The sequence below is a fragment of the Lysinibacillus sp. genome, assembly GCF_032093475.1.
Lineage (GTDB): Bacteria > Bacillota > Bacilli > Bacillales_A > Planococcaceae > Lysinibacillus > Lysinibacillus irui.
The window spans coordinates 1-19211 of sequence record NZ_DAMDAY010000092.1 but is presented as its reverse complement, the minus strand read 5'-3'; the positions used below and the strand labels follow the sequence as shown (position 1 = coordinate 19211).

Below are 19211 nucleotides of genomic sequence, written 5' to 3'. Positions count from 1 at the left end.
GTGAAGGATAGCCGCATAAAGCGGAGGATAGAATCCTCTAATCGAAGGATAAAACCAAGAAAATGGTGGATAGAACGCCCAAAGTGAAGGATAGCAGCATAAAGCGGAGGATAGAATCCTCTAATCGAAGGATAAAACCAGGAAAATAGTGGATAGAAAGCACAAAGTGAAGAATAGCCACACAAAGCAATCAGCGAGTACTACTAGAAAACTCAAAAATAAGAGGGAATCCCAAAACGAAAGGATTCCCTGGAAAGCTAAAGTATATTTAAACTTTAAACTCACTCACTAAATTTCGGAGGTTGTCTGCTTGTTGGGCCAGTTCAGTGGCTGCTGCGTTGATTTCCTGCATGGATGCAGAGCCTTGTGTTGCTGCTGCAGCAGATGTTACGGTGTTGGCTGCGGATTGTTCTGCATAGGCATTGACGTGAACAAAGTCATTTGCCACGGCATTGCTAAAGTCTAGTGTCGTCGCAATTTTATCTACCATGGCTGCGATAATGGATGTTGTTTCTTCTGTATGCATTAAAATATTGGCTAATGATTGGTTCGTTTCATTGGTTACTTCCACGCCTCGGATGACAGTAGTGACGCCTTCATGATTTTGGGCGATGATTGACGTGACTTCATTTTGAATAGAAGTGACAATGGCAGTTACTTCTTTCGCTGCACTTTGTGATTGTTCAGCTAATTTGCGAACCTCATCAGCCACCACTGCGAAGCCTCGACCATGCTCGCCAGCTCGTGCTGCTTCTATGGCCGCATTTAAAGCGAGAAGATTGGTTTGCTCGGAAATGGCCGTGATGGTCCCAATGATGGAAGTAATGTCGGCAGATTTACGACCTAATGCCTCCACAGTTGATGTTGTGGAAGCCATTGTTTCTTCAATGGACTGCATAACGAGCGAGGATTGTTCCACTGAACGGCTCCCTTCATCGGCTGCTTGCTGCATGGCAACAGAGGCGCGATGGACGGCACTAGCTTGTTCTGTAAGCTGATGCATAGAATGCTCCAGATCACTCATTTTTTGCTGGGCACTATGCATACTGGAAATGGTATTATCACTATCACTCGCAATATCAGCTGTTGCATCCGCAATATCCTGAATCGTACGGGCATTTTCATCTGCTAGCGACATTAGCTCCTGGCTACTACTTGATACATGATCAGCTAATTCACTCACACGACGTATTAAATTGGAAATCGATTCGATTAATGTGTTCGTCGAAGCGGCAATAATCGAGAATTCATCATGATTACGAACTTTTACACGTCTCGTCAAATCGCCTCCTGCTTGTGCTATATCAAGGATAGAATCGTTAATTGCCTGGGTATTGCGTTTTAAAGATTTAAAGAGCATGAAGCCAAAAATGATAATAGCTAAAAAGCCTATGATAGATACGATAAAGAATGTAGTAATCGAAATATTGACCTGTTGATTAAGCTTGTCCAATTTGGTTTTATTGGCATCATCCATGACCACATTAATGGATTCAATATTATTATCAATATGTGTTTTCATCGTTTCCCCAGCAGCACCCATCATCAGCTTACGAGCCTGCTCAAGACCTAGCTCGTCGCGCATCGTCATCACTTTTTCTGAGTAATCAAGATAATTTTTATAATATTGTTCGATGGCCTGCATATGACCAAGCTCTAATTGCCGATCTTTAAATTGTTCTTTTAATGCAGCTAGCTTTTTATTAATGGTATCAATTTTTAAATGATAAGAAGTAGAATAAATGCCATTACCTGTAATTAAATAGGATTGTTCTAAATTTGTCAGTCTAGCAATTTCATAGGCAAGTTGATTAACGGTTAGTTGTTCCTGGACATTTTTCTTAGTGAAATCCTCCATTTGCTGCTGCAAATTCTGTATATTGACATACGACAATATACCCATAACACCGTTAATCACAATAAGTAGTGCAAACATAATAAGCACTTTGCCCCGAATTAAATGATAAAAACGTTGTCGTTTCTCTTTAATAGGAGGGAGATCGTTCCCAAGTGTCTCTTGTGTTGAAGCTTTCTTTCTTTTAAAGAGAGACGGGCGTTTTTTCACTGTATTTCGCGCTTTTTTAGTCTTTTTCATCGCCATCACCTTCCTATTTTTTTCAATAGTCGATTTCAATTTTATCTTATTTTACTAGATATTTCTATTGTTATTTCTAAAAATTAAAATTTTTCAGATAAAAAGAGACTATGACAAAAGTCAGGATAGTCCAAGAATATAGTGCTAAAATGCTGGATAGGTAAAATATCTTAGTAGTAGAAGTTATGACGAATCCTTATTTTTTTGATACACTAGCAAAAGCTAATGTATAAAAGGGGAAATGTTTGATGAAAAAAAGTTTCTATTTGTATGTCCTCACATATCGTGGTGGTGATTGGACTGACCCTAAAGTACGCTTTGCAGAGGAAATGTTCCATGAGCATAATTTTCCAAAACAAAGCACAGACTTTCATGAGCTGTCCGACTATATTGAGTCCTATGCTACGGAAAACTTAACAATTGAAACATTTGATACTTTATGGGCACTCTATGAAGAGCATGCCTAATTGTATGAATACTATAAATAATTTTTTAGTTGCTAGACGTCTAGCATTGCGTAAATGACAGAAACACAGTATTATTTATAGTGATAACTGACAGAAAAGAGGGATTGCAGTATGAGTGTTCATATTAATGCAAAAAAAGGTGAAATTGCTGACACAATTTTACTTCCAGGAGATCCATTACGTGCAAAATACATCGCGGAAACATTTTTAGAAGATGTAACTTGCTACAATGAAGTACGAAATATGTTTGGTTATACAGGTACGTATAAAGGTAAACGTATTTCTGTACAAGGGACAGGTATGGGTGTGCCATCTATTTCCATCTATGTAACAGAATTAATGCAAGAATATGATGTTCAAAAATTAATCCGTGTAGGTACTTGTGGTGCAATTCAAAAAGATGTAAAAGTACGTGACGTTATTTTAGCGCAAGCAGCAACATCGGATACACGTATGAACCAAATCATTTGGGGCGGCGCTATTGATTTCGCACCAATCGCAGACTTTGATTTATTATTAAAAGCATACAATGCAGGAAAAGATGCTGGTCTTAACTTACAAGTAGGGAATATCTTCACAGCTGATATGTTCTACTCAGATGAGCACCAAAATGAAAAATTAGCACAATACGGTGTACTTGCTGTAGAAATGGAATCAGCAGCTCTTTACACATTAGCTGCAAAATTCGGCCGTAAAGCACTTTCTGTACTAACAGTAAGTGACCACATTTTAACTGGCGAAGTAACAACAGCAGAAGAACGTCAAACAACATTCAATGACATGATTGTTGTAGCGTTAGACGCAGCAATTCAAGACTAATCTAATAATTCATCAAAGCAACCGACCAACAGCCGACCATTTTTATGGAAAGGCTAGGTCGGTTGCTTTTTTTCTGGAGAAATTAAAAGGACTTTTCATAATTCCAAGAGAATAGGTAATTATAAAAATCGTTAGGGGTGTATACAAGTGGCATACCAAATTCTTTCTAGAACGTTTCAAGTAGTTGGGTTAACTGGGAAAGGAGCATTTGAAAATTTTGATAAGGAAGTTCCTGCTCTTGCAAAACAATTATTAAATCGATCTCAAGAAATAAAAAATCATACAGGAATTGAAATGGCTTTGTTTGAGCCTAAAAGAGATAAGAACCATCGCGTAGGGGAGTATTATGTAGGATTAATGGTGGATCAGGCATCTAGTGATGTGCCCCAAGGGATGGCGTTTATGGAAACAACTCATCAATATGTTACAACAAGAGGGAAAGTATCGAAAATCGGTACGCTCCATTTAGATTTATTACAGTGGGCTAATGAAAAAAATTATACAAGAAATCTAGATTCATATATTGTGGAGACGTATCACCCAATGGAGGATGGGGAAGAGGAGGTGCAAATTTATTTACCGATTCATCAAAGAAGAAGCGTGTTTTGTCAAACACGCAAGATTATAGATTTTTTTTGAATATTCCTATTAGAAGTGTAACCAGTCCGCTTAAAAATAGTATGGGAAACAAAATTATCAGTAGTCCTACTGCCGCAAACCCATCTCCTTCCGATATTCCATAGGGTATAGCAATAAGCCATGACAGTAAAGGAGCTATGACAATCATAATTGTTATTCCCCAAATGATACATTTCGTTTTTTTAGATTTACCAAGCCCAATCATAAATACAATAGACATTACCAACAATAAAGTCACAATAACCATTCCAATTGCCAACTTAAACCCTCCTATTCTTTAAAAATAAAAGATAGTCGTGTTTTCAGTGTAACATATTCCCATGTAAACATAACGATGTAAAAAGGGACAATGGTTATTGTGGTATTATTTTCTATTGTTGTTTATAATCCTCAACAACAACCAACAAACAAATTTTAACTAAAAAGTGGTCTGAATCAGTATCTAAATAGTTGAGAAAAAGACTACTCCATAAGGGTAGTCTTCATCTAATTAATCAGAAAGTAATGCGACAACCTTATTTATATCATTCCACTCATAAACTAATTCTTCTAAAACTTTCCCACCAATAGTAACCTGCAGGGATGTATTGAGCGTTGCACCAAAATGTTCGTAGAAATATTTAGTATTATTTTCAGCGAGTACTTCTACAAATATAGTTTGATCATTTTTCAGACGGAAATAGACGAATAAATCTTTCAATAATTGCTTTCCAATTCCTTTTCCTTGGTACTCTTCTAATAGATAGAGCGTTTCTACATAATTTGAATTTGGAAGGGGATTGGTGTCTCTTTTACTCGCAGATGCAAAGCCAATGATGTCACCCAAGTCATTTTCTGCGACAACTATATACTTATTACTATCTGCAAGCTGTTGTGCCCATAATTCTGTTCTTTGTTCATAGGATAAATTATTTAAATAGTCATCTGGCACGATATGTTTATAGGTAGTCCGCCAACTATCCACATGGACTTTCCCAATGCCCGTTGCATCCTTCAAGGTAGCCTTTCGAATGATCATTTTATCACCCCATAGTAAATCTTATTAAACCAGATTATAACATAGTATACAGTTTATTTACTTAATAGGGTAAAATATGAAAAATGACTACGATTGTTGAGATTGATGTAGGATGATACTGGAGGAGGGTTCTAAATGCAATTAGGCAGTGCAAACTATCAACTAACAGATAGCTATTTTTTTATTATCGATCCATTGACAGTCATACTTTTAGGATTCCTTTTATTCTTTACTATGGTCGTTGGTTTTGTTTTATGGAAGAAAAGAAAAAAGCCCCGTTTGAACGATAGGTCTCACAAAGGGCTTATGTAGATAAGAGCTTATTGGATTCTTTTTTTATCCATAAAATGAATAATGGCCAGTTGCATGAGTTGGAAAAGTATAACAAACAGGAATACTACGGCTAAAATACCGAATGACAGCATTTTGATTTCAGGCGTTTGAACGGCTCCTGCTCCATCGACTTTCCTCACGCCAATAAAAACTGCGCCAGCAGCAAAAATAATGAGCCAAACGATATTTAGTAACCACCATATTTTCATCTTCAATTGAATCAGCTTCTTTCGCTAGAATTTACATTAATTACAATTATATCATATAAAATGGAATTTTAATTAGTTTAGAATAACTTTTTGGGAAGGTGACAAGATGAAAAAGTTGGGTATACTGGTTGCGCTACTTTCAGTTGGTGCAATCATTATCTTTAGTAATAAGATCTATTATCCGTCACTGCCCATAGACTCTATTACACAGAAGGAAGCTATTCGAAAAATAAATACGTCATCGAATGATTTAGTAGAACTTTCTAAAGATCATAATGCTACTTGGTACATCACAGCGATTTCCACTATGGGCATACAAAAGGTTGATGCGGATATTCAACAACTGATGGAGAATGAGGGTTGGGTATTTCTTGAGAAGGAAGGGAGCGGGTTATTTTTCGAAAAAAATGAAGAACGGACGATTATCACGACAGAAATGTGGACGAAGCAATATGTGCTTATTCAAGTTCCTGCACGAATAAAACAATAGCGTATGAGGTGTCAAGAAAATGGCATAATTCCTTTTCAACAGGACAACATATACTAAAAAAGATAGAGGAGCGTTTAAATGAACAGGCGTATGCTTATAGGACTACTGCTATCTGTTGGATGTCTGTATATTGCCACAACGGACTACGTTTATGCCAATGAAAGTGATTCTCCACAACCTCTTGAAGAGTTTCTTCCTACAATCGGCTATAAAACGGTAGAGGCTGCTTTAAAAGAGTTCGAACAGTATAATAAAACAGAGCTGAAGCTACCTTTAAAGGTTCCACCAATTAGTTTTACACACCGCTTTGGACGATTTAATCAAATGAATGGCCATACTAATCTGGAAATAGTAATGATGAATGATCAATTGCCACAAAATCATTTTAAAATTGATATTCGACCTGTTCAGGATAAAATGCCTTTTGAAAAGTATGTGACCGATGTCTTTCTTTTAAAGAATGGTAGGGAGGCAGCCTATATTGAAAATCCGCGAATTGGTTTTCATTTGTTGGTGTTTGAAAGAGATCATTGGCAGTATGTCTTCAGTATTGACAGTGATGTCGCAGATCAGGTATCAGTAGATGTGCTTCTTGATCTAGCTAATTCAATTAATGATCCAAAAAGTAATTAGTACGCAAGATCACTTTGCAGAAGTGGTCTTAATTTTTTTGCTTTCCTGTATCTCCTCCCGTAACCGTTTTATTTCTTCAGTTTGCGCCAAAATATTTTTATTAACTTGTCTAATGGAATCATAGATCGCAATAATTCCAGCAATGATAAGAATGACAAATAATAAACCCATGATGACACTCCTTTCTTTTTTACATTTTATTGTATCATATAGAGGATTTTCCAAATATATGAAGAATTATAAGGTCGGAGGTGTTTTTTATGCAGAGATATTTATATCATATGGTTCCGCGAGAAATGGTCGGTCAAGAGCTGATGCCATTACATCAGCTTAGGGAAATATCCCCGCATTTATATGAGCGATACACAAAAAAGTATTCTGATCATCCCGAGCGAATGAAACTGTTAACGAGGAAAATCCCTCACTTAAACTGCTTGTGGAACGATGTTGTACATTTCTTACCAATCCACCCTTTTCACATCTATAGCTTGTTAACTAAGCTAGAAATTGACATCAAAGAAAACTTAACGTTTTATCGAATTCCAATACAAAAACTAGCGCCTAATCAAAATGTCATATACCTATATTCAAAAGACAACTATCAAGGGCCAGCGGGAGAAATAGCGGCAGAGGATATAAAAATATTGATGATGGATGAATATAAAGAGCTGACACAACTGCCAACTGCAACCATTGACTATTTTATAACGGAGAAAGAAAAAGGCAAGAACTTTGGGCTGTTTGCATATATTCCACATATTTTAAGCTTAGGCAAAGTGCGAGTGGATGATGTGGAAATCATAACATGGAATCAGATGATAAACTAGGAGAGTCGTATAGGCTTTTATGTCTTGTTAAATACTTTTTGAAGCAAATACACAATCAGTCGGATAATAAGTACGTAAATAAATGCCTCAATTAAGCTTGTTACTAGTACCAGTACATATCGACCGAAATCCTCTAATTCATTAAATGAAAAATTTTGTATATGCCAATCAAAAAATAATGCTTTGTAACTTGTCAGTAAAAAGGTTGGTATTAAAAGTAACCAGTAAAATAGCGGTAGCTTAAATTGATATCCTTTTACGAGCATACTATTTCCTCCTAAATTTTCCTTTAACATCTATAGTATAGGTCAAGTATTTGACAATCACAAGAAAGGAGAAATTCTATGAAAGTTATTCAATCAAAGACCATTCAACCAGAAGTAAAAACATTATTATTCTATGCCACAAAAAAAGTGGATAGCGAATATCGTCTTTATATCGAATGTCCCGAAAGAATGCTATATGGCTATTTCATTGAAGAAAATATTGTTGGATGTATAGGAATAGCAAAAATAGACCAAAAACAATGTGAACTGAAACCATATTGCCGTATCCCCAGCTTATCGTGACAAAGGAATTGGCCGTGAAATGGTCCAGTATATTAGAGATCGCTATTCATTTTCTTCAATTTGTGCTGAAACAGATCAAGATGCTGTGAATTTTTATAAAAATATAGGCTTTCAAATTACCAGCTTAGGAGAAAAATATCCAGGTGTCGAACGTTTTACCTGTCTAATGAATTGTTGTGAATAGCTCACATGTGAAAATTGCCCACTTGTTTACTTTGTACAACCACTTGTTTGTTTATGTAAAGAAGTCATTCATTTCAATGATACGCTAGGAATGAAAGGAGCTACAAATATGAAAAAGAACATGTGGATGATCAGCATTCTGGCATTTTTTATAGCGGGCTATTCAATCATTCAATATTTTCTATTCGATGCACAACAAGCAGGCTTTGTTCAATTAAAGCGTATGTTCAATGCTTCTCTGAATTCAATGTGGTATATCATGCTATATATACATATTCTTTTTAGTGTATTCGCCTTAGTAATCGGCCCATTTACACTATCTTCAAAGATAAGAGAGAAAAATGTGCAGCGTCATAGAAGATGGGGGACGATTTATATCGTCAGTATTTTATTTGGTGGGGTTGCTGGCCTTTATCTAGCCTATTACGCCACAGGGGGATGGTTAGCGCGGCTAGGCTTTGCTACATTATCAATATCTTGGTTAATCACGGTATGTCTTGCACTGACAAAAATTAAACAAAGAAACATTCAGGAACATCAAAAATGGATGCTAAGAAATTATGCCTTAACTTTTGCAGCGGTGACATTACGAATATGGCTCCCTTTATTCACGGTAGTATTTGGCTTTGATCATTTTGAAACTAGCTATGCTATCATTGCCTGGCTATGTTGGGTGCCTAATTTAGTCGTAATGGAATGGTTCATCCAGCGGAATAGAAAGTGTAAAGCTTTACACAACGTATATTAATAAAGAAATACATGTAATTTATTATGTTGATCAATTGTAGCTAATAGGACATCCTTTAAATCAACTTGATAAGTTGACGTTAATTGATCTGTTAACCAATCTTCTGTAATTGTTGTTTGATCTAATTCATGGTAATCAATCTTTCCTTCTTTAATAAGGATTTTTGGTAGAAAAAAGGGTTCAGGTTGTAATTTCAAATCAGCTCGCGTGGGTGCTTGATATTGTGTGTTTAAAAAGCAAGAAATCGATCCATCTGGTTCCCATAATGCCAGCGCTACATTTTGAATCTCTTCGATTTTTTCCTTTCTTAATTCAGATAAAAGAAAATCAACAGAAATCCTAGCCTTCCGTAAGTTGTTATTAATAATTTCTCCATTTTTAATTAGTGCAATGGGAGGAGAGTCAATAAAATGTCGAAACGATATCCATTTTAGGCTCAAATAAACACCTATGAGGTATAAAAAAACTAAAACTGCCATGGTGATCATGGAACCCTTCATTCCTAATCTTTCATCAGATAAGGGATGGGCAATAATATTCCCAAGCGTAATGGCCATAGCAAAGTCCAAAAATCTTAGCTGGGAAATAGAACGCTGCCCCATAACTTTTGTAGCAAAGAGTAAAAAGAAAAAGGCGACAATGGCACGAAGTATCCATTGAATGGCAGTAAGTGATTCTTGACTATGTAGGAAATCCACGATGACACATCCTCTTTTTTCTTATTGTTCCCTTACCTTACATGATTATGCGAATCTGCACGATAAATTAAGCTGTAGGAAACTAAATAAACTTGTGAAAATGCAAGTAAATGGCTATTGTTTTTATAGGAGTTGCTTTTTGAAATTTAAGGAATAAGGAGGAAATTTATGCAGACAAAATTACAAAACATCGTTATGGAAATTCACCAGAAGAATGAATTCTCGGGTACGGTACTAGTGGAAAATCAAGAGAAGGTTGCTTTCCTCAATCAAAGTTTTGGCTATGCTAATCGCTCAGAACAAATCAAAAATCACGCAAACACTCGTTTTGGGATTGCCTCTGGTTGTAAAATTTTTACGGCAATCGCTATTTGTCAGCTTATTGAAAAAGGAATGCTTTCTTTTGACACGAGATTAAGTGAATGTCTACATCATGATGTTAAAAATTTTGATGCAAAAGTTACCATTCATAATCTACTAACCCATACTTCGGGGATACCGGATTATTTTGATGAGGAAGAAATGGAGGATTTTGAAGCATTATGGGTTGAAAATCCAATGTATCAACTTCGAGAATTGAGTGATTTCCTACCTTTATTTCAGAATAAGCCTATGAAAAATGAAGTAGGTGAAAGATTTCATTACAACAATGCTGGATATATTTTATTAGGATTAATTGTTGAGCGTAGATCAGGAATGGTTTTCTCTGATTACATTCAACAAAATATATTTAATCAATTAAATATGACGGAATCTGGCTATTTCTCATTAGATTCTCTTCCAGCTAATACGGCATTAGGATACTTAGACAATCCAGACGGTTCGTGGAAAACAAATATTTACTCATTACCGGTAAAGGGAGGTTCTGATGGGGGAGCATTTGTAACAGCAACAGACATGGCGACATTTTGGCATGCGCTCATGAACTTTGAACTTTTAAGTGAAGATTTAACAAAGCTTTTACTTTCGCCTCATATTGAAATTAATGAAAGCGATTGTTATGGGTATGGTGTATGGATTAAGCGTAATAGTGAACGTGCTATTATAAAATATCATGTTATGGGGTACGATCCGGGAGTTTGCTTTCACTCAGCATTTTATCCAGACAGCTCAATCAAGGTAGTTATTTGCTCAAATCAATCAAATGGAGCTTTTGACATCATGAAAGGAATAGAAGCGGAATTGTTTGCGAGCAAAATCTTGTAAAGGAAAGAGAGCTTGTGAGTACACAATGTTATACACAAGCTCTTCCTTAATTTCTCCTTATCGTCACAATGGAACAAATCCATGAGTTTGCCAATAGCTTGCATGCAGAAGTTATGAATTTGGAAGACGCCTAGTTAGAGGATAGTCATTCAGTCTCGGTTTCTATCACAATACTATGGGAAATATTGAGTCGATCACTGACCCAATTCTTAAATATAAAATCAATTTGTTTTTCATTTCAATGTCCGATAATTGTTCATCAATCCCTAATTGCTCAAACGTAAAAGTTTCTTGTATTGGATTGTTATATTTCGTATCAACTGCAAAAGTAATTGTTTTATACATGACAGTTACCTCCGATTTTAAAAGTGATTACTGCCTAGGAATAATAGTGAATTTCCTACAAAAAAGGCATATTTTATACTAAAAATATTCGTATTTAGTATATGGTTATGTGGGAAAAGGTGCAAGTTTAGAACTAGATCCTGTCTGCATGCACATATAAACTCACACACAAAAAGGACAGGGTCGCATGGCCTTGTCCTTTATTCTTGTATAGTCTCACTAAATGTTTTTCGACCCGGATTGATTTTTGCTACTTCCACATTAATTTTACTAATAGAATGCTCATCTAATGGAATTTTCCCATCCTTCTCAAGCCTTTTCCATGTCTTTACATTGTCTCGATACAGAAACTCAGACAAACGAAAGATATCAACATCCAATGTTAAGCCCTCATGAAAAGTTTGTAGGATTTCTTTTTTGATCTCTGTCGAAATTTGATGTTTCAGTTCTTGTTCGGATATTTTTCCTCTAAATCCATTGATTGTTGCATTGATTTTTAGTTCAACCTCAAATGTCACAATCTCTTTTTTGACAAGTGGTTTCACATCGATATGAATCTTTTCTATACTAGCTGTTAATGCTTCGTCACTATTTGCGTTTATTTGAACAGTGATTTCACCTCTTTTTGTTCTATTATGCATCCATTGATTGCCTCTTGCCGCATTGTCCTGCAAAAAGCCTTTAAAGCCGTCTTTCGAGAGAATTCCTACCCCTGAAAAATAAGTTTCCTCTAACTGTTCTTCAGCTGTTTGCCAATCTTCTTTAATGGACACATAGGGGATGGTTACTTCATGACTTGGTTCATTTAACCCGATGATAATATCTCTTAAATCTTTCGGCTCAATAAAGGTTTCCTGTTCAGTTGGATTGATGGGGTTACTTAATTTAGATGAGGATAGCGAATTTCTTAGGATGGGTGTGACAAGCAGCACTTCATTAACAGGATTTTTTGTACAGTACACCCAAATTTGGTATCTTGTATCCCGAAAACGGATAAATGTATCAATAACAGGAATAATATGTTCATTTTCCATAACCCGCTCTGAAAAAACTAAATAGCGCATATGACCCCAAAAAACCTCCTGATCCAACGAACGATACAATTTATAAATAGCTTCTTCTATTGTTTTTCCTGTGGCACGCCCCACTTCAGCAGGCGCTACATCTGTACTGGTTTGAATAGATTTTGCAACGTCAGCAAAATTAATGATTTGTAAATACACTACGTACTCATTATCTTCAAAATCTACGCCTACTGCATTGATATAGTACATTCTTTGTGGTTCGGTCATATCCAAGCACCCAGCGAGTAAGGTCGTCAATCCAATAATCGTTAACAATTTGATATATATTTTCATCGTTTCTCCACTCGAATAGCTTTGACATTGTATTTTATATTGATATTGTTAGCTTAGACAAAAGACGGCTTTTTTATAGTATTGTGTTTGTAGAAGATGGCAAAAAAATGAAGGGGGTCACTGGATAACTTTTTCTTCAAAATTCATTTAGGTATGTTTGGTACAGGGGGAGATGTATTGAAGGCTACAAAACTAGTTTTACTCGCTGTTCAGTTAATAGTATTGGTACTATTCATGGGCATTCATTTAATGACGGCAACACCAGGCAGTTCCTCTGGCAATGGGAATCCTGCCTTGCTGCTCCTTATGATCGTCGTTCCATTATTTATCATTATGGTTTTGTTATGGCAAAGGATTTTTCGCTATTATAAGCTAACAAAACAGGTGGTTATCATTGGGCTCCTTTTCACATCTCTTCATATTATTGCTGGCATTATGTATCAAAGAATGGAGCTTGCTAATTATCGAGGGGTAATAGAGAAGGCGTTGATAAAGCAATACGGGTATGCAGATCAACAATATTTATTGGATATCACGTCGGGGCTAACGATTCATGTTAACAATCAATATTTTAATCTTAACACCTTCTTCATGCTAGTCAGTTTTTCTGTTTTTATCGCCTTATTGTGGTTAGTAGTACTAGAAGAAAAAAACTAGAAAAATTTTTTTAGTTTTTTGTAACCTTTTGAAACATCAAGCGACTACTCTATTAGTAGAATACAAAAAACTAAAGCAATATAGTAACATTCACTTTTCACAAAATGACCAGGGCTCAATTGTTGAGTACCTGGTCATTTTGTTGGTTTAAAAAGATGTTATTCGCTTAGCATAGCTTTTAATGTTCGTTTTTGCCAGCCTAACTTGAAGTACGCATATTGCATGATGAAATGTACGCAGAAGGTAATTGGATAGGCTAACCAAACACCATTTAATGCCAGTGACGTATGGTGGGATAGTAGGAATGCTAAAGGCACTTGAACTACCCAAATCGTAATAACTAAAAAGATAGTTGGCCATAACACCACACCAGTAGCACGCATCGTAGCAGAAACAGTTTGTGTATGTCCGAAAATTAAGTAGCTCCAAAAGGCGATATATAAATAATCCTTGGCGATGAGCACCGTATCATGTGAATCAATAAAGAAAGCCAAAATCGGCTCTGCAAAGAGATACATCAAAATAATGATGGCGCCACCTAGAAGATAATTAATACGCACACCCATTTGACGAATTTTTTTGATCATTTCGGTAGAATTCGCACCTAATGCCTGTGCCACGAAGACAGAAGTAGCAATGGCAATACTCATTGCAGGTACTTGTGCATAGCTAGCTACCTGATTGACCACGCCATAAGCGGCAGTGGCATCAGAACCATAGACGTTGACAAACCCAATAACAGCAATTTCCGCAACAGAGATGGCAACCATACTAATGCTTGATGGAATCGCGAGCTTTAATAGGGAAGCTAAAATATCTTTCTTTAATTTAAAATGCTGTAAGATCGATTTGTCTAAACGCAGTAAATGCTTTGTCTTATGCAAATAAGCCAGTAACAAGATCATCGTTACAAGGTTGGATAACACAGAAGCATAGGCAGCGCCATTTAAGCCGAATGCTGGCAAGCCAAACCATCCGAAAAGTAGCGGTGGAAGGAAGGCGATATTTAACACGACACTGATGACTAAAAATAAAAATGGTGTTTTCGAATCACCGACGCCACGCATAAAGGTTGTATACACCATATACCAAAACATAATTGGTAAGGTGAAGAATAAAATTTGTGCATAGCTTATACTCATGTCTAAAATATTAGCTGGTGTTTGCATAAAGCGTAATATCCATTCAATAAAGAAGCCACCAAAGATTGCCACGACAATGGATAAAATGGTTGTAAAGGCTAAGGTTACCCCAACGACTTCCTTCATTTTCTCATGTTGGCCAGCGCCAAATGTTTGCCCAACTAAAATTGAGCTACCTGACCCAATACCTATCGCAAAAGCCATTAAAAAGAAGAAGAATGGGAAAAATGCAGAAATGGCAGCGAGCGCATCGACTCCTAAATTGCGACCAACTAAAAACATGGCAAAAACTTGACCAACCGACTGTAGCACATTCGCTAACATAACGGGAATTAAAAAATTAAAAAAAGCTTTTCTCAGTTTTGTATCTTCCTGTAACATTTGTTCATTCATTTTAAAGTTCCTCTTGAGTTTTAATAACCCATTTCTTTTAAGATTCGAGATAGTGTGCGAAGGCGCTCACCAATCAGCTCACCATCATTATTTAATGCCTGTTGAAAAAGCTGTATATCCTCTTTAATTTGTTCATTTTCTGTACAAACCTCTACAGTCATAGCGTCTCCTTGTAAGCCTACACGATTAATAATAGGGTTTTCCTCATCATATAGATGCTCGTGACGATACGCCTCCTTAAAATAAAGTTGTGTTTCACATACTAAAATAGCCAGGTCAAGAACACGATGCAATGGAAGCTCCTCTGATTGACGCGACCATTTGCCACCTGTATGTCGCCAAACCTTCGCAGAAATATCAACCTTTCCTCGATCATTCCATTGCGCCAAGCCAAGAGAAAGCCCTTGAGCATCTGTTTGATAAGCTGTACGCCCGTCAATATTAGCGTAGTTTTCAGCAACGATAACAGGTTTATGTTTTAAATGTGTTGGGATTTTCATTTTCCGTACTCCTCGTCATGCAGTTTTAGTAATTTAGTAAATTACTGCTTTAGTAAATTTAGCATCCAATGAAATAGAAGTCAAATCAAAAAAATGTAACGTTTTCTTCAATTGTCAGTCTAATAAGTAAAATGATGGAAAGGGGGATATGCATGAAGCCTTATCTACGTATGGTTTCCTTCTGCTTATTAATAATGATAATAATACCTGCCAACGCTGTTGCAACAAGCTGGGTTTATCCCTTTGTTGTTTGGGATGGTTATATGTATGAAGTGACCGATGAAAAAGTAACAACGATTGAAAATAAAATTGGAGCGGTCACGAAGTATTCAGATATGAAGGAATATGGAGGGAATTTTTCAAATGCTTATCCAAAAGGAACAAAATATTTTTCTATAAAGGGGATAGATACGGAGATTGCCATTGCGGTACAGGTTGACAAAGGGACCTACCTGAAAGCCATTAGAGACGGAGAGTATACGTATCATCAATTCAACATTGCCCACAATTTATTTAAAGCTTTAGTAGTAATCGGCCTTTTTCTTATTCTTTTCCTATTGTTCAATGCTTTGCGTAAGAGGTAAGGAGTCTAGTTATACCTCCCGATCTGCTGTATTTGTATTTTTCAATTAGTGTTTGAACGGGCTACCTTAAAACGGTACAACGTCTAACAGGAAAATGGTAAACAGGATGATTAACATTTTTTAAAATTCTTTCGAGAAACCTGTAACCTTTGCAAAGCTGGTACGACTAATGTAATAGTAGAATACAAAAAACTAAAGCAACCTAGTAAGTTTCACTTTTCACAAAAAGACCAGGACTCTAAATATTTGAAGAGCTCCTGGTCTTTTTGTGTTCTGGAATCAAATGGGAAGTGATGTTAAAATAAGATCAATACTTTCGAATTTTCTTGAAATGATATCAAGTCACCTATAAATGAAAAAATAACGTCCCCCATTATTTTTTCAAATAGGCATATAAAGGAGTTAGCCAATGCAAAACGGTCCAATTTAAACATCCCCATAAAAAGCTAAAATTTTTTTATGGGGGATAAAAAGTGAATAAAAAAAACCGTTCTTTTTCAATTTTACTGACAGGTCAATCTCTTGCGGATATAGGAGATATCCTCTATATCGTAAGTGTTATTAGTATCATTTATCGTCTAACCAATTCCGCTATTTCAACGGCATTGGTGCCATTTATTATTACTTCCAGTATGTTGATTTCAAGCCTACTGACACCAATCTTTACTACGAAGTGTCCTTTGAATCGTTTGCTAACTATTTCTCAAGGCTGTAAAACAGCTGTCCTCGTTGGTCTTGCATCCTATGTAGAATGGGTAGGTGCTAAGCCAATCGTTGTCTATATTTATGTCATGATTGCGATAATTGCCTTACTGGATGGGTGTGCCAATCCCATTCGTCAATCCTTGTTACCTCATTATGTGGAGGAAAAGGATTTGTTGCGAGCAAATAGTATAGCTGAATCGGTTATTCAATCCATTCAAGTGGGTTCTTGGTTCGTTGGAAGTTCCTTGCTTATTCTTTTTACTCCATCTCAACTTTTATGGGTTGTTGTCTTTCTTTTTTTCTTGGCAACAGTTCTTTTAAATCTTTTACCAGATGTCCCTTGGAAACAAAGTCAGCAGACAAAAAAGCGGCAATTACTAGTCGAAGGCTGGCAAACCATTCTGCAAAGCCCTGTGCTAAAAATAGCGGCACGTATGGATTTACTAGAATCTATTGCAGGTGCAGCGTGGGTCGCAGCTATTTTGCTTGTCTTTGTTGAGGAGGCTTTGCAGGTTTCCTCTCAATGGTGGGGTTATCTCAATGGCATTTTTTTCATTGGAATGATTATAGGGAGTATGATATGTCTAAAATGGACTTCAGTTGTCGATCGTAAAAAAGCAGTGTTCATTTGTGGAGGTGCTTTGTTATCAGCTATTTTCACATTGTTCTTTGCCTTTAGTCCGACAGCACTTTTGGCGTTACTTTGCTCGTTTATGATTGGCATTTGTGGACAATTAAAAAACATCCCACAACAGACCATCGTTCAAATAAGTGTCACCAAGGAAAAATTACCAACCGTTTATACCTCTTTAAATGTCATTGTTACTGGGGTATTTGGCATTTCTTCTTTCATTTTGGGCATCTTATCGGAATGGTATGGAATAAGAATGGTTTTTGTCGTGTCTTCCATGATGCTACTTGTCGTTAGCCTCATAGCTTATAAAAATAAAAAGTTGTTCACGTAAATTAGTGGCCCCTCCTTTCACGGTTGGGGCTATTTTTATAATTTTTATTATGGTTATGAATCACTAGAGGATGGTACGAAATAAATTAATTATGAGACAGCTTTAACACAATTGGACCAATCATCGAAAATGGGGAAAATGTTAATTTTTGGGTATTGCGGTGTGGCCCATGTCAACAGGAGAGTACCTAATTTAGAGGTATTCTATCAACGCAATTAATGCCACAGCCTATGATAGTCTTGCGAAGGCCGTAGTATCCGATTTTTATAGACAAAAAGGGGATACTACAAAAAAAGCTCTGTAGTGATGAATTATCCAAGTACTTTTATTTTTGATGAAGAAGGAAAACTACAATTCAGCAAGAAGGTGAAATCATTCAACAGAAACGAATACAATTAGAGGATGGCATTTAAATATCGAAAAAAGACCGATAGAAATGACAATAAATTCAGAAAAAACGAAACTTCCCCCATATATACGACGTAGATGTAGTAATTAAAGGGGAAGGGAGCCATTAGAATGTGTAGGAAACACGTCATTATTATGGTCATTGCATGGATTGTGGAAATAGTGTTGACGTATTGGATTGCCACTATGTTCTCGGTACGATTTATTGAAGTGATGTTTTTCACTGGTGTTGCCTTTACTCTAGGGATATTCTACTTTTCTAGCAGTGGTGGAGCTATGTCTAGACTTTTTGCATCCCAAGTGAGTGCACAAACAGGTATCATTCATGAGCGAGAACGGTTCCAGGTTCGACTTGGTCCGACCTTTTTGGCGTCTCTGCTATTTTTCCTTATTGGATTGGTTTTCTTTATCTTACTTGTAATGGGTATCATTCCACCACAAAATATGTAAAAACTACATAGGTTACGGTGGAGTGCTTGTTAAAGTCATTCAACCATTCAACCCTAAAAAATCAGCTATTCTCAAGAAGGAATAGCTGATTTTTTATGTTAAAATGAATAATTTTTAATTGATTGAAGCTTACCTTTATTCAGCAGGAACGTTTTGGTGAACGTAGTTGATTTCTATCTCTTTCAAGGTTGACACGGAAGAATTTGTTAGAATCTGCAATTATTTTAACCTAGAAGATGCGACTGAATTTGAAAGTTGGTTGGATATATAATGATGATATCTTATTCAACTAACACCAGTTAGTTGAATAAGAGTTCTTTATGTTATACCGGAGAAGCCTGTGGTATTTTTGTTTTAAAATGAGTGAATAAATAGCAGCCGATAATAACGATCAGTCCTCCAGCCCCTTGCAACCAAGACAGCTTTTCTCCGATAAACAAAAAGGCAAGCAGGGCCGTGAAAATAGGATTAAAGTTTAAAAAAATACCAGAGGCTGTTGCCCCTAAATTCTGTACCCCAATATTCCAAAATACCATACACAAAACAGTAGAGATAATGCCTGTATAGAGGAGTGAAAGAATGAAAGCCGAATCCATATTAGAAATGGTAAAATCCATCCTTGTAAACGGTACAAGCATGAGCACACCGAATATACCTGCGTATAATGTCGCCATTAACGGAGAAGTAGTTTTCATAGCCCATTTACTACAAACCGAATAAAGTCCCCATACACAGACGGCTGCAACCATCCATAAGTCCCCAGTATTCAA

The 19211-nt window shown here is 36.4% G+C and carries 27 protein-coding genes; 15 read left to right on the top strand and 12 right to left on the bottom strand.

What is annotated here, in order from left to right; genetic code table 11:
• Positions 1 to 268 precede the first annotated feature (268 nt).
• The gene (locus RT445_RS17220) at positions 269 to 2095 is read right to left on the bottom strand and encodes a methyl-accepting chemotaxis protein (protein ID WP_274797083.1); all 1827 of its coding nucleotides are present in this window, start codon (positions 2093 to 2095) and stop codon (positions 269 to 271) included.
• Positions 2096 to 2343: 248 nt separating this feature from the next.
• Here RT445_RS17220 and RT445_RS17215 point away from each other — a divergent pair, with 248 nt between their 5' ends.
• From RT445_RS17215 to RT445_RS17205, 3 genes are all read left to right on the top strand, one after another.
• On the top strand, positions 2344 to 2562 hold the full coding sequence (locus tag RT445_RS17215) for a YozE family protein (protein ID WP_274797084.1): 219 nt from the start codon (positions 2344 to 2346) through the stop codon (positions 2560 to 2562).
• 111 nt (positions 2563 to 2673) lie between these two features.
• Complete coding sequence (deoD, locus tag RT445_RS17210) at positions 2674 to 3381, top strand: purine-nucleoside phosphorylase (protein WP_274797086.1); 708 nt, start codon at positions 2674 to 2676, stop codon at positions 3379 to 3381.
• Positions 3382 to 3528: 147 nt separating this feature from the next.
• The gene (locus tag RT445_RS17205; RefSeq protein ID WP_274797087.1) at positions 3529 to 4020 is read left to right on the top strand and encodes a GyrI-like domain-containing protein; all 492 of its coding nucleotides are present in this window, start codon (positions 3529 to 3531) and stop codon (positions 4018 to 4020) included.
• Here RT445_RS17205 and RT445_RS17200 read toward each other — a convergent pair.
• Together RT445_RS17200 and RT445_RS17195 are read right to left on the bottom strand one after the other, a co-directional pair.
• The gene (locus RT445_RS17200; RefSeq protein WP_274797088.1) at positions 4004 to 4279 is read right to left on the bottom strand and encodes a hypothetical protein; all 276 of its coding nucleotides are present in this window, start codon (positions 4277 to 4279) and stop codon (positions 4004 to 4006) included. The genes RT445_RS17205 and RT445_RS17200 overlap by 17 nt on opposite strands.
• Positions 4280 to 4510: 231 nt before the next feature.
• Positions 4511 to 5038, bottom strand: coding sequence for a GNAT family N-acetyltransferase (locus RT445_RS17195; protein WP_274797089.1), 528 nt, complete (start codon positions 5036 to 5038; stop codon positions 4511 to 4513).
• A gap of 135 nt (positions 5039 to 5173) precedes the next feature.
• Between RT445_RS17195 and RT445_RS17190 the strand changes: the two genes are divergently transcribed.
• A complete protein-coding gene (locus RT445_RS17190; RefSeq protein WP_274797091.1) occupies positions 5174 to 5350 on the top strand; it encodes a hypothetical protein in 177 nt (58 codons plus the stop codon).
• Positions 5351 to 5358: 8 nt separating this feature from the next.
• Here the strand turns inward: RT445_RS17190 and RT445_RS17185 are convergent, their stop codons facing one another.
• On the bottom strand, positions 5359 to 5580 hold the full coding sequence (locus RT445_RS17185) for a DUF3923 family protein (RefSeq protein ID WP_274797318.1): 222 nt from the start codon (positions 5578 to 5580) through the stop codon (positions 5359 to 5361).
• Positions 5581 to 5686: 106 nt separating this feature from the next.
• Here RT445_RS17185 and RT445_RS17180 point away from each other — a divergent pair, with 106 nt between their 5' ends.
• A complete protein-coding gene (locus RT445_RS17180) occupies positions 5687 to 6070 on the top strand; it encodes a hypothetical protein (protein WP_274797093.1) in 384 nt (127 codons plus the stop codon).
• Positions 6071 to 6148: 78 nt separating this feature from the next.
• Positions 6149 to 6703, top strand: coding sequence for a hypothetical protein (locus RT445_RS17175; protein WP_274797094.1), 555 nt, complete (start codon positions 6149 to 6151; stop codon positions 6701 to 6703).
• Positions 6704 to 6712: 9 nt separating this feature from the next.
• Here RT445_RS17175 and RT445_RS17170 read toward each other — a convergent pair whose 3' ends face one another.
• Positions 6713 to 6874, bottom strand: a complete 162-nt coding sequence (locus RT445_RS17170) for a hypothetical protein (RefSeq protein WP_274797095.1) — start codon at positions 6872 to 6874, stop codon at positions 6713 to 6715.
• A gap of 89 nt (positions 6875 to 6963) precedes the next feature.
• Here RT445_RS17170 and RT445_RS17165 point away from each other — a divergent pair, with 89 nt between their 5' ends.
• The gene (locus RT445_RS17165; protein ID WP_274797096.1) at positions 6964 to 7530 is read left to right on the top strand and encodes a group-specific protein; all 567 of its coding nucleotides are present in this window, start codon (positions 6964 to 6966) and stop codon (positions 7528 to 7530) included.
• A gap of 17 nt (positions 7531 to 7547) precedes the next feature.
• Here the strand turns inward: RT445_RS17165 and RT445_RS17160 are convergent, their stop codons facing one another.
• Complete coding sequence (locus RT445_RS17160; protein WP_274797097.1) at positions 7548 to 7796, bottom strand: hypothetical protein; 249 nt, start codon at positions 7794 to 7796, stop codon at positions 7548 to 7550.
• Between the two features lie 78 nt (positions 7797 to 7874).
• Here RT445_RS17160 and RT445_RS17155 point away from each other — a divergent pair, with 78 nt between their 5' ends.
• The 3 genes from RT445_RS17155 to RT445_RS17145 all read left to right on the top strand — a co-directional run bounded on the left by RT445_RS17155 (position 7875) and on the right by RT445_RS17145 (position 9030).
• Positions 7875 to 8099 (top strand): hypothetical protein, encoded by a 225-nt coding sequence (locus tag RT445_RS17155; protein ID WP_274797098.1) that lies wholly within the window; start codon positions 7875 to 7877, stop codon positions 8097 to 8099.
• Positions 8100 to 8118: 19 nt separating this feature from the next.
• Positions 8119 to 8283, top strand: a complete 165-nt coding sequence (locus tag RT445_RS17150; RefSeq protein WP_274797099.1) for a hypothetical protein — start codon at positions 8119 to 8121, stop codon at positions 8281 to 8283.
• A gap of 108 nt (positions 8284 to 8391) precedes the next feature.
• Positions 8392 to 9030 (top strand): DUF2306 domain-containing protein, encoded by a 639-nt coding sequence (locus RT445_RS17145; RefSeq protein ID WP_274797100.1) that lies wholly within the window; start codon positions 8392 to 8394, stop codon positions 9028 to 9030.
• Here RT445_RS17145 and RT445_RS17140 read toward each other — a convergent pair.
• Positions 9027 to 9728 carry a DUF421 domain-containing protein gene (locus tag RT445_RS17140; protein WP_274797101.1) on the bottom strand — a complete coding sequence of 234 codons (702 nt, stop codon included), beginning with the start codon at positions 9726 to 9728 and terminating at the stop codon, positions 9027 to 9029. The genes RT445_RS17145 and RT445_RS17140 overlap by 4 nt on opposite strands.
• Positions 9729 to 9896: 168 nt before the next feature.
• Here RT445_RS17140 and RT445_RS17135 point away from each other — a divergent pair, with 168 nt between their 5' ends.
• Positions 9897 to 10934 carry a serine hydrolase domain-containing protein gene (locus tag RT445_RS17135; protein WP_313471066.1) on the top strand — a complete coding sequence of 346 codons (1038 nt, stop codon included), beginning with the start codon at positions 9897 to 9899 and terminating at the stop codon, positions 10932 to 10934.
• A gap of 165 nt (positions 10935 to 11099) precedes the next feature.
• Here RT445_RS17135 and RT445_RS17130 read toward each other — a convergent pair whose 3' ends face one another.
• Entirely contained in the window at positions 11100 to 11279 is a 180-nt protein-coding gene (locus RT445_RS17130; RefSeq protein ID WP_274797103.1) for a hypothetical protein, read from the bottom strand.
• A gap of 200 nt (positions 11280 to 11479) precedes the next feature.
• Complete coding sequence (locus RT445_RS17125; protein WP_274797104.1) at positions 11480 to 12637, bottom strand: Ger(x)C family spore germination protein; 1158 nt, start codon at positions 12635 to 12637, stop codon at positions 11480 to 11482.
• A gap of 177 nt (positions 12638 to 12814) precedes the next feature.
• Between RT445_RS17125 and RT445_RS17120 the strand changes: the two genes are divergently transcribed.
• The gene (locus RT445_RS17120; RefSeq protein WP_274797105.1) at positions 12815 to 13294 is read left to right on the top strand and encodes a hypothetical protein; all 480 of its coding nucleotides are present in this window, start codon (positions 12815 to 12817) and stop codon (positions 13292 to 13294) included.
• Between the two features lie 158 nt (positions 13295 to 13452).
• Here RT445_RS17120 and RT445_RS17115 read toward each other — a convergent pair whose 3' ends face one another.
• Complete coding sequence (locus tag RT445_RS17115; RefSeq protein ID WP_274797106.1) at positions 13453 to 14829, bottom strand: MATE family efflux transporter; 1377 nt, start codon at positions 14827 to 14829, stop codon at positions 13453 to 13455.
• A gap of 20 nt (positions 14830 to 14849) precedes the next feature.
• On the bottom strand, positions 14850 to 15329 hold the full coding sequence (locus tag RT445_RS17110; RefSeq protein ID WP_274797107.1) for a DUF6530 family protein: 480 nt from the start codon (positions 15327 to 15329) through the stop codon (positions 14850 to 14852).
• Between the two features lie 152 nt (positions 15330 to 15481).
• Between RT445_RS17110 and RT445_RS17105 the strand changes: the two genes are divergently transcribed.
• From RT445_RS17105 to RT445_RS17095, 3 genes are all read left to right on the top strand, one after another.
• On the top strand, positions 15482 to 15913 hold the full coding sequence (locus RT445_RS17105) for a hypothetical protein (protein ID WP_274797108.1): 432 nt from the start codon (positions 15482 to 15484) through the stop codon (positions 15911 to 15913).
• Positions 15914 to 16386: 473 nt separating this feature from the next.
• Positions 16387 to 17583 carry an MFS transporter gene (locus RT445_RS17100; protein ID WP_313471064.1) on the top strand — a complete coding sequence of 399 codons (1197 nt, stop codon included), beginning with the start codon at positions 16387 to 16389 and terminating at the stop codon, positions 17581 to 17583.
• Positions 17584 to 18102: 519 nt separating this feature from the next.
• Positions 18103 to 18441 carry a hypothetical protein gene (locus tag RT445_RS17095; RefSeq protein WP_313471062.1) on the top strand — a complete coding sequence of 113 codons (339 nt, stop codon included), beginning with the start codon at positions 18103 to 18105 and terminating at the stop codon, positions 18439 to 18441.
• A gap of 323 nt (positions 18442 to 18764) precedes the next feature.
• Here RT445_RS17095 and RT445_RS17090 read toward each other — a convergent pair.
• A partial coding sequence (locus RT445_RS17090; RefSeq protein ID WP_313471061.1) for a DMT family transporter occupies positions 18765 to 19211 on the bottom strand: 447 nt, incomplete at its 5' end.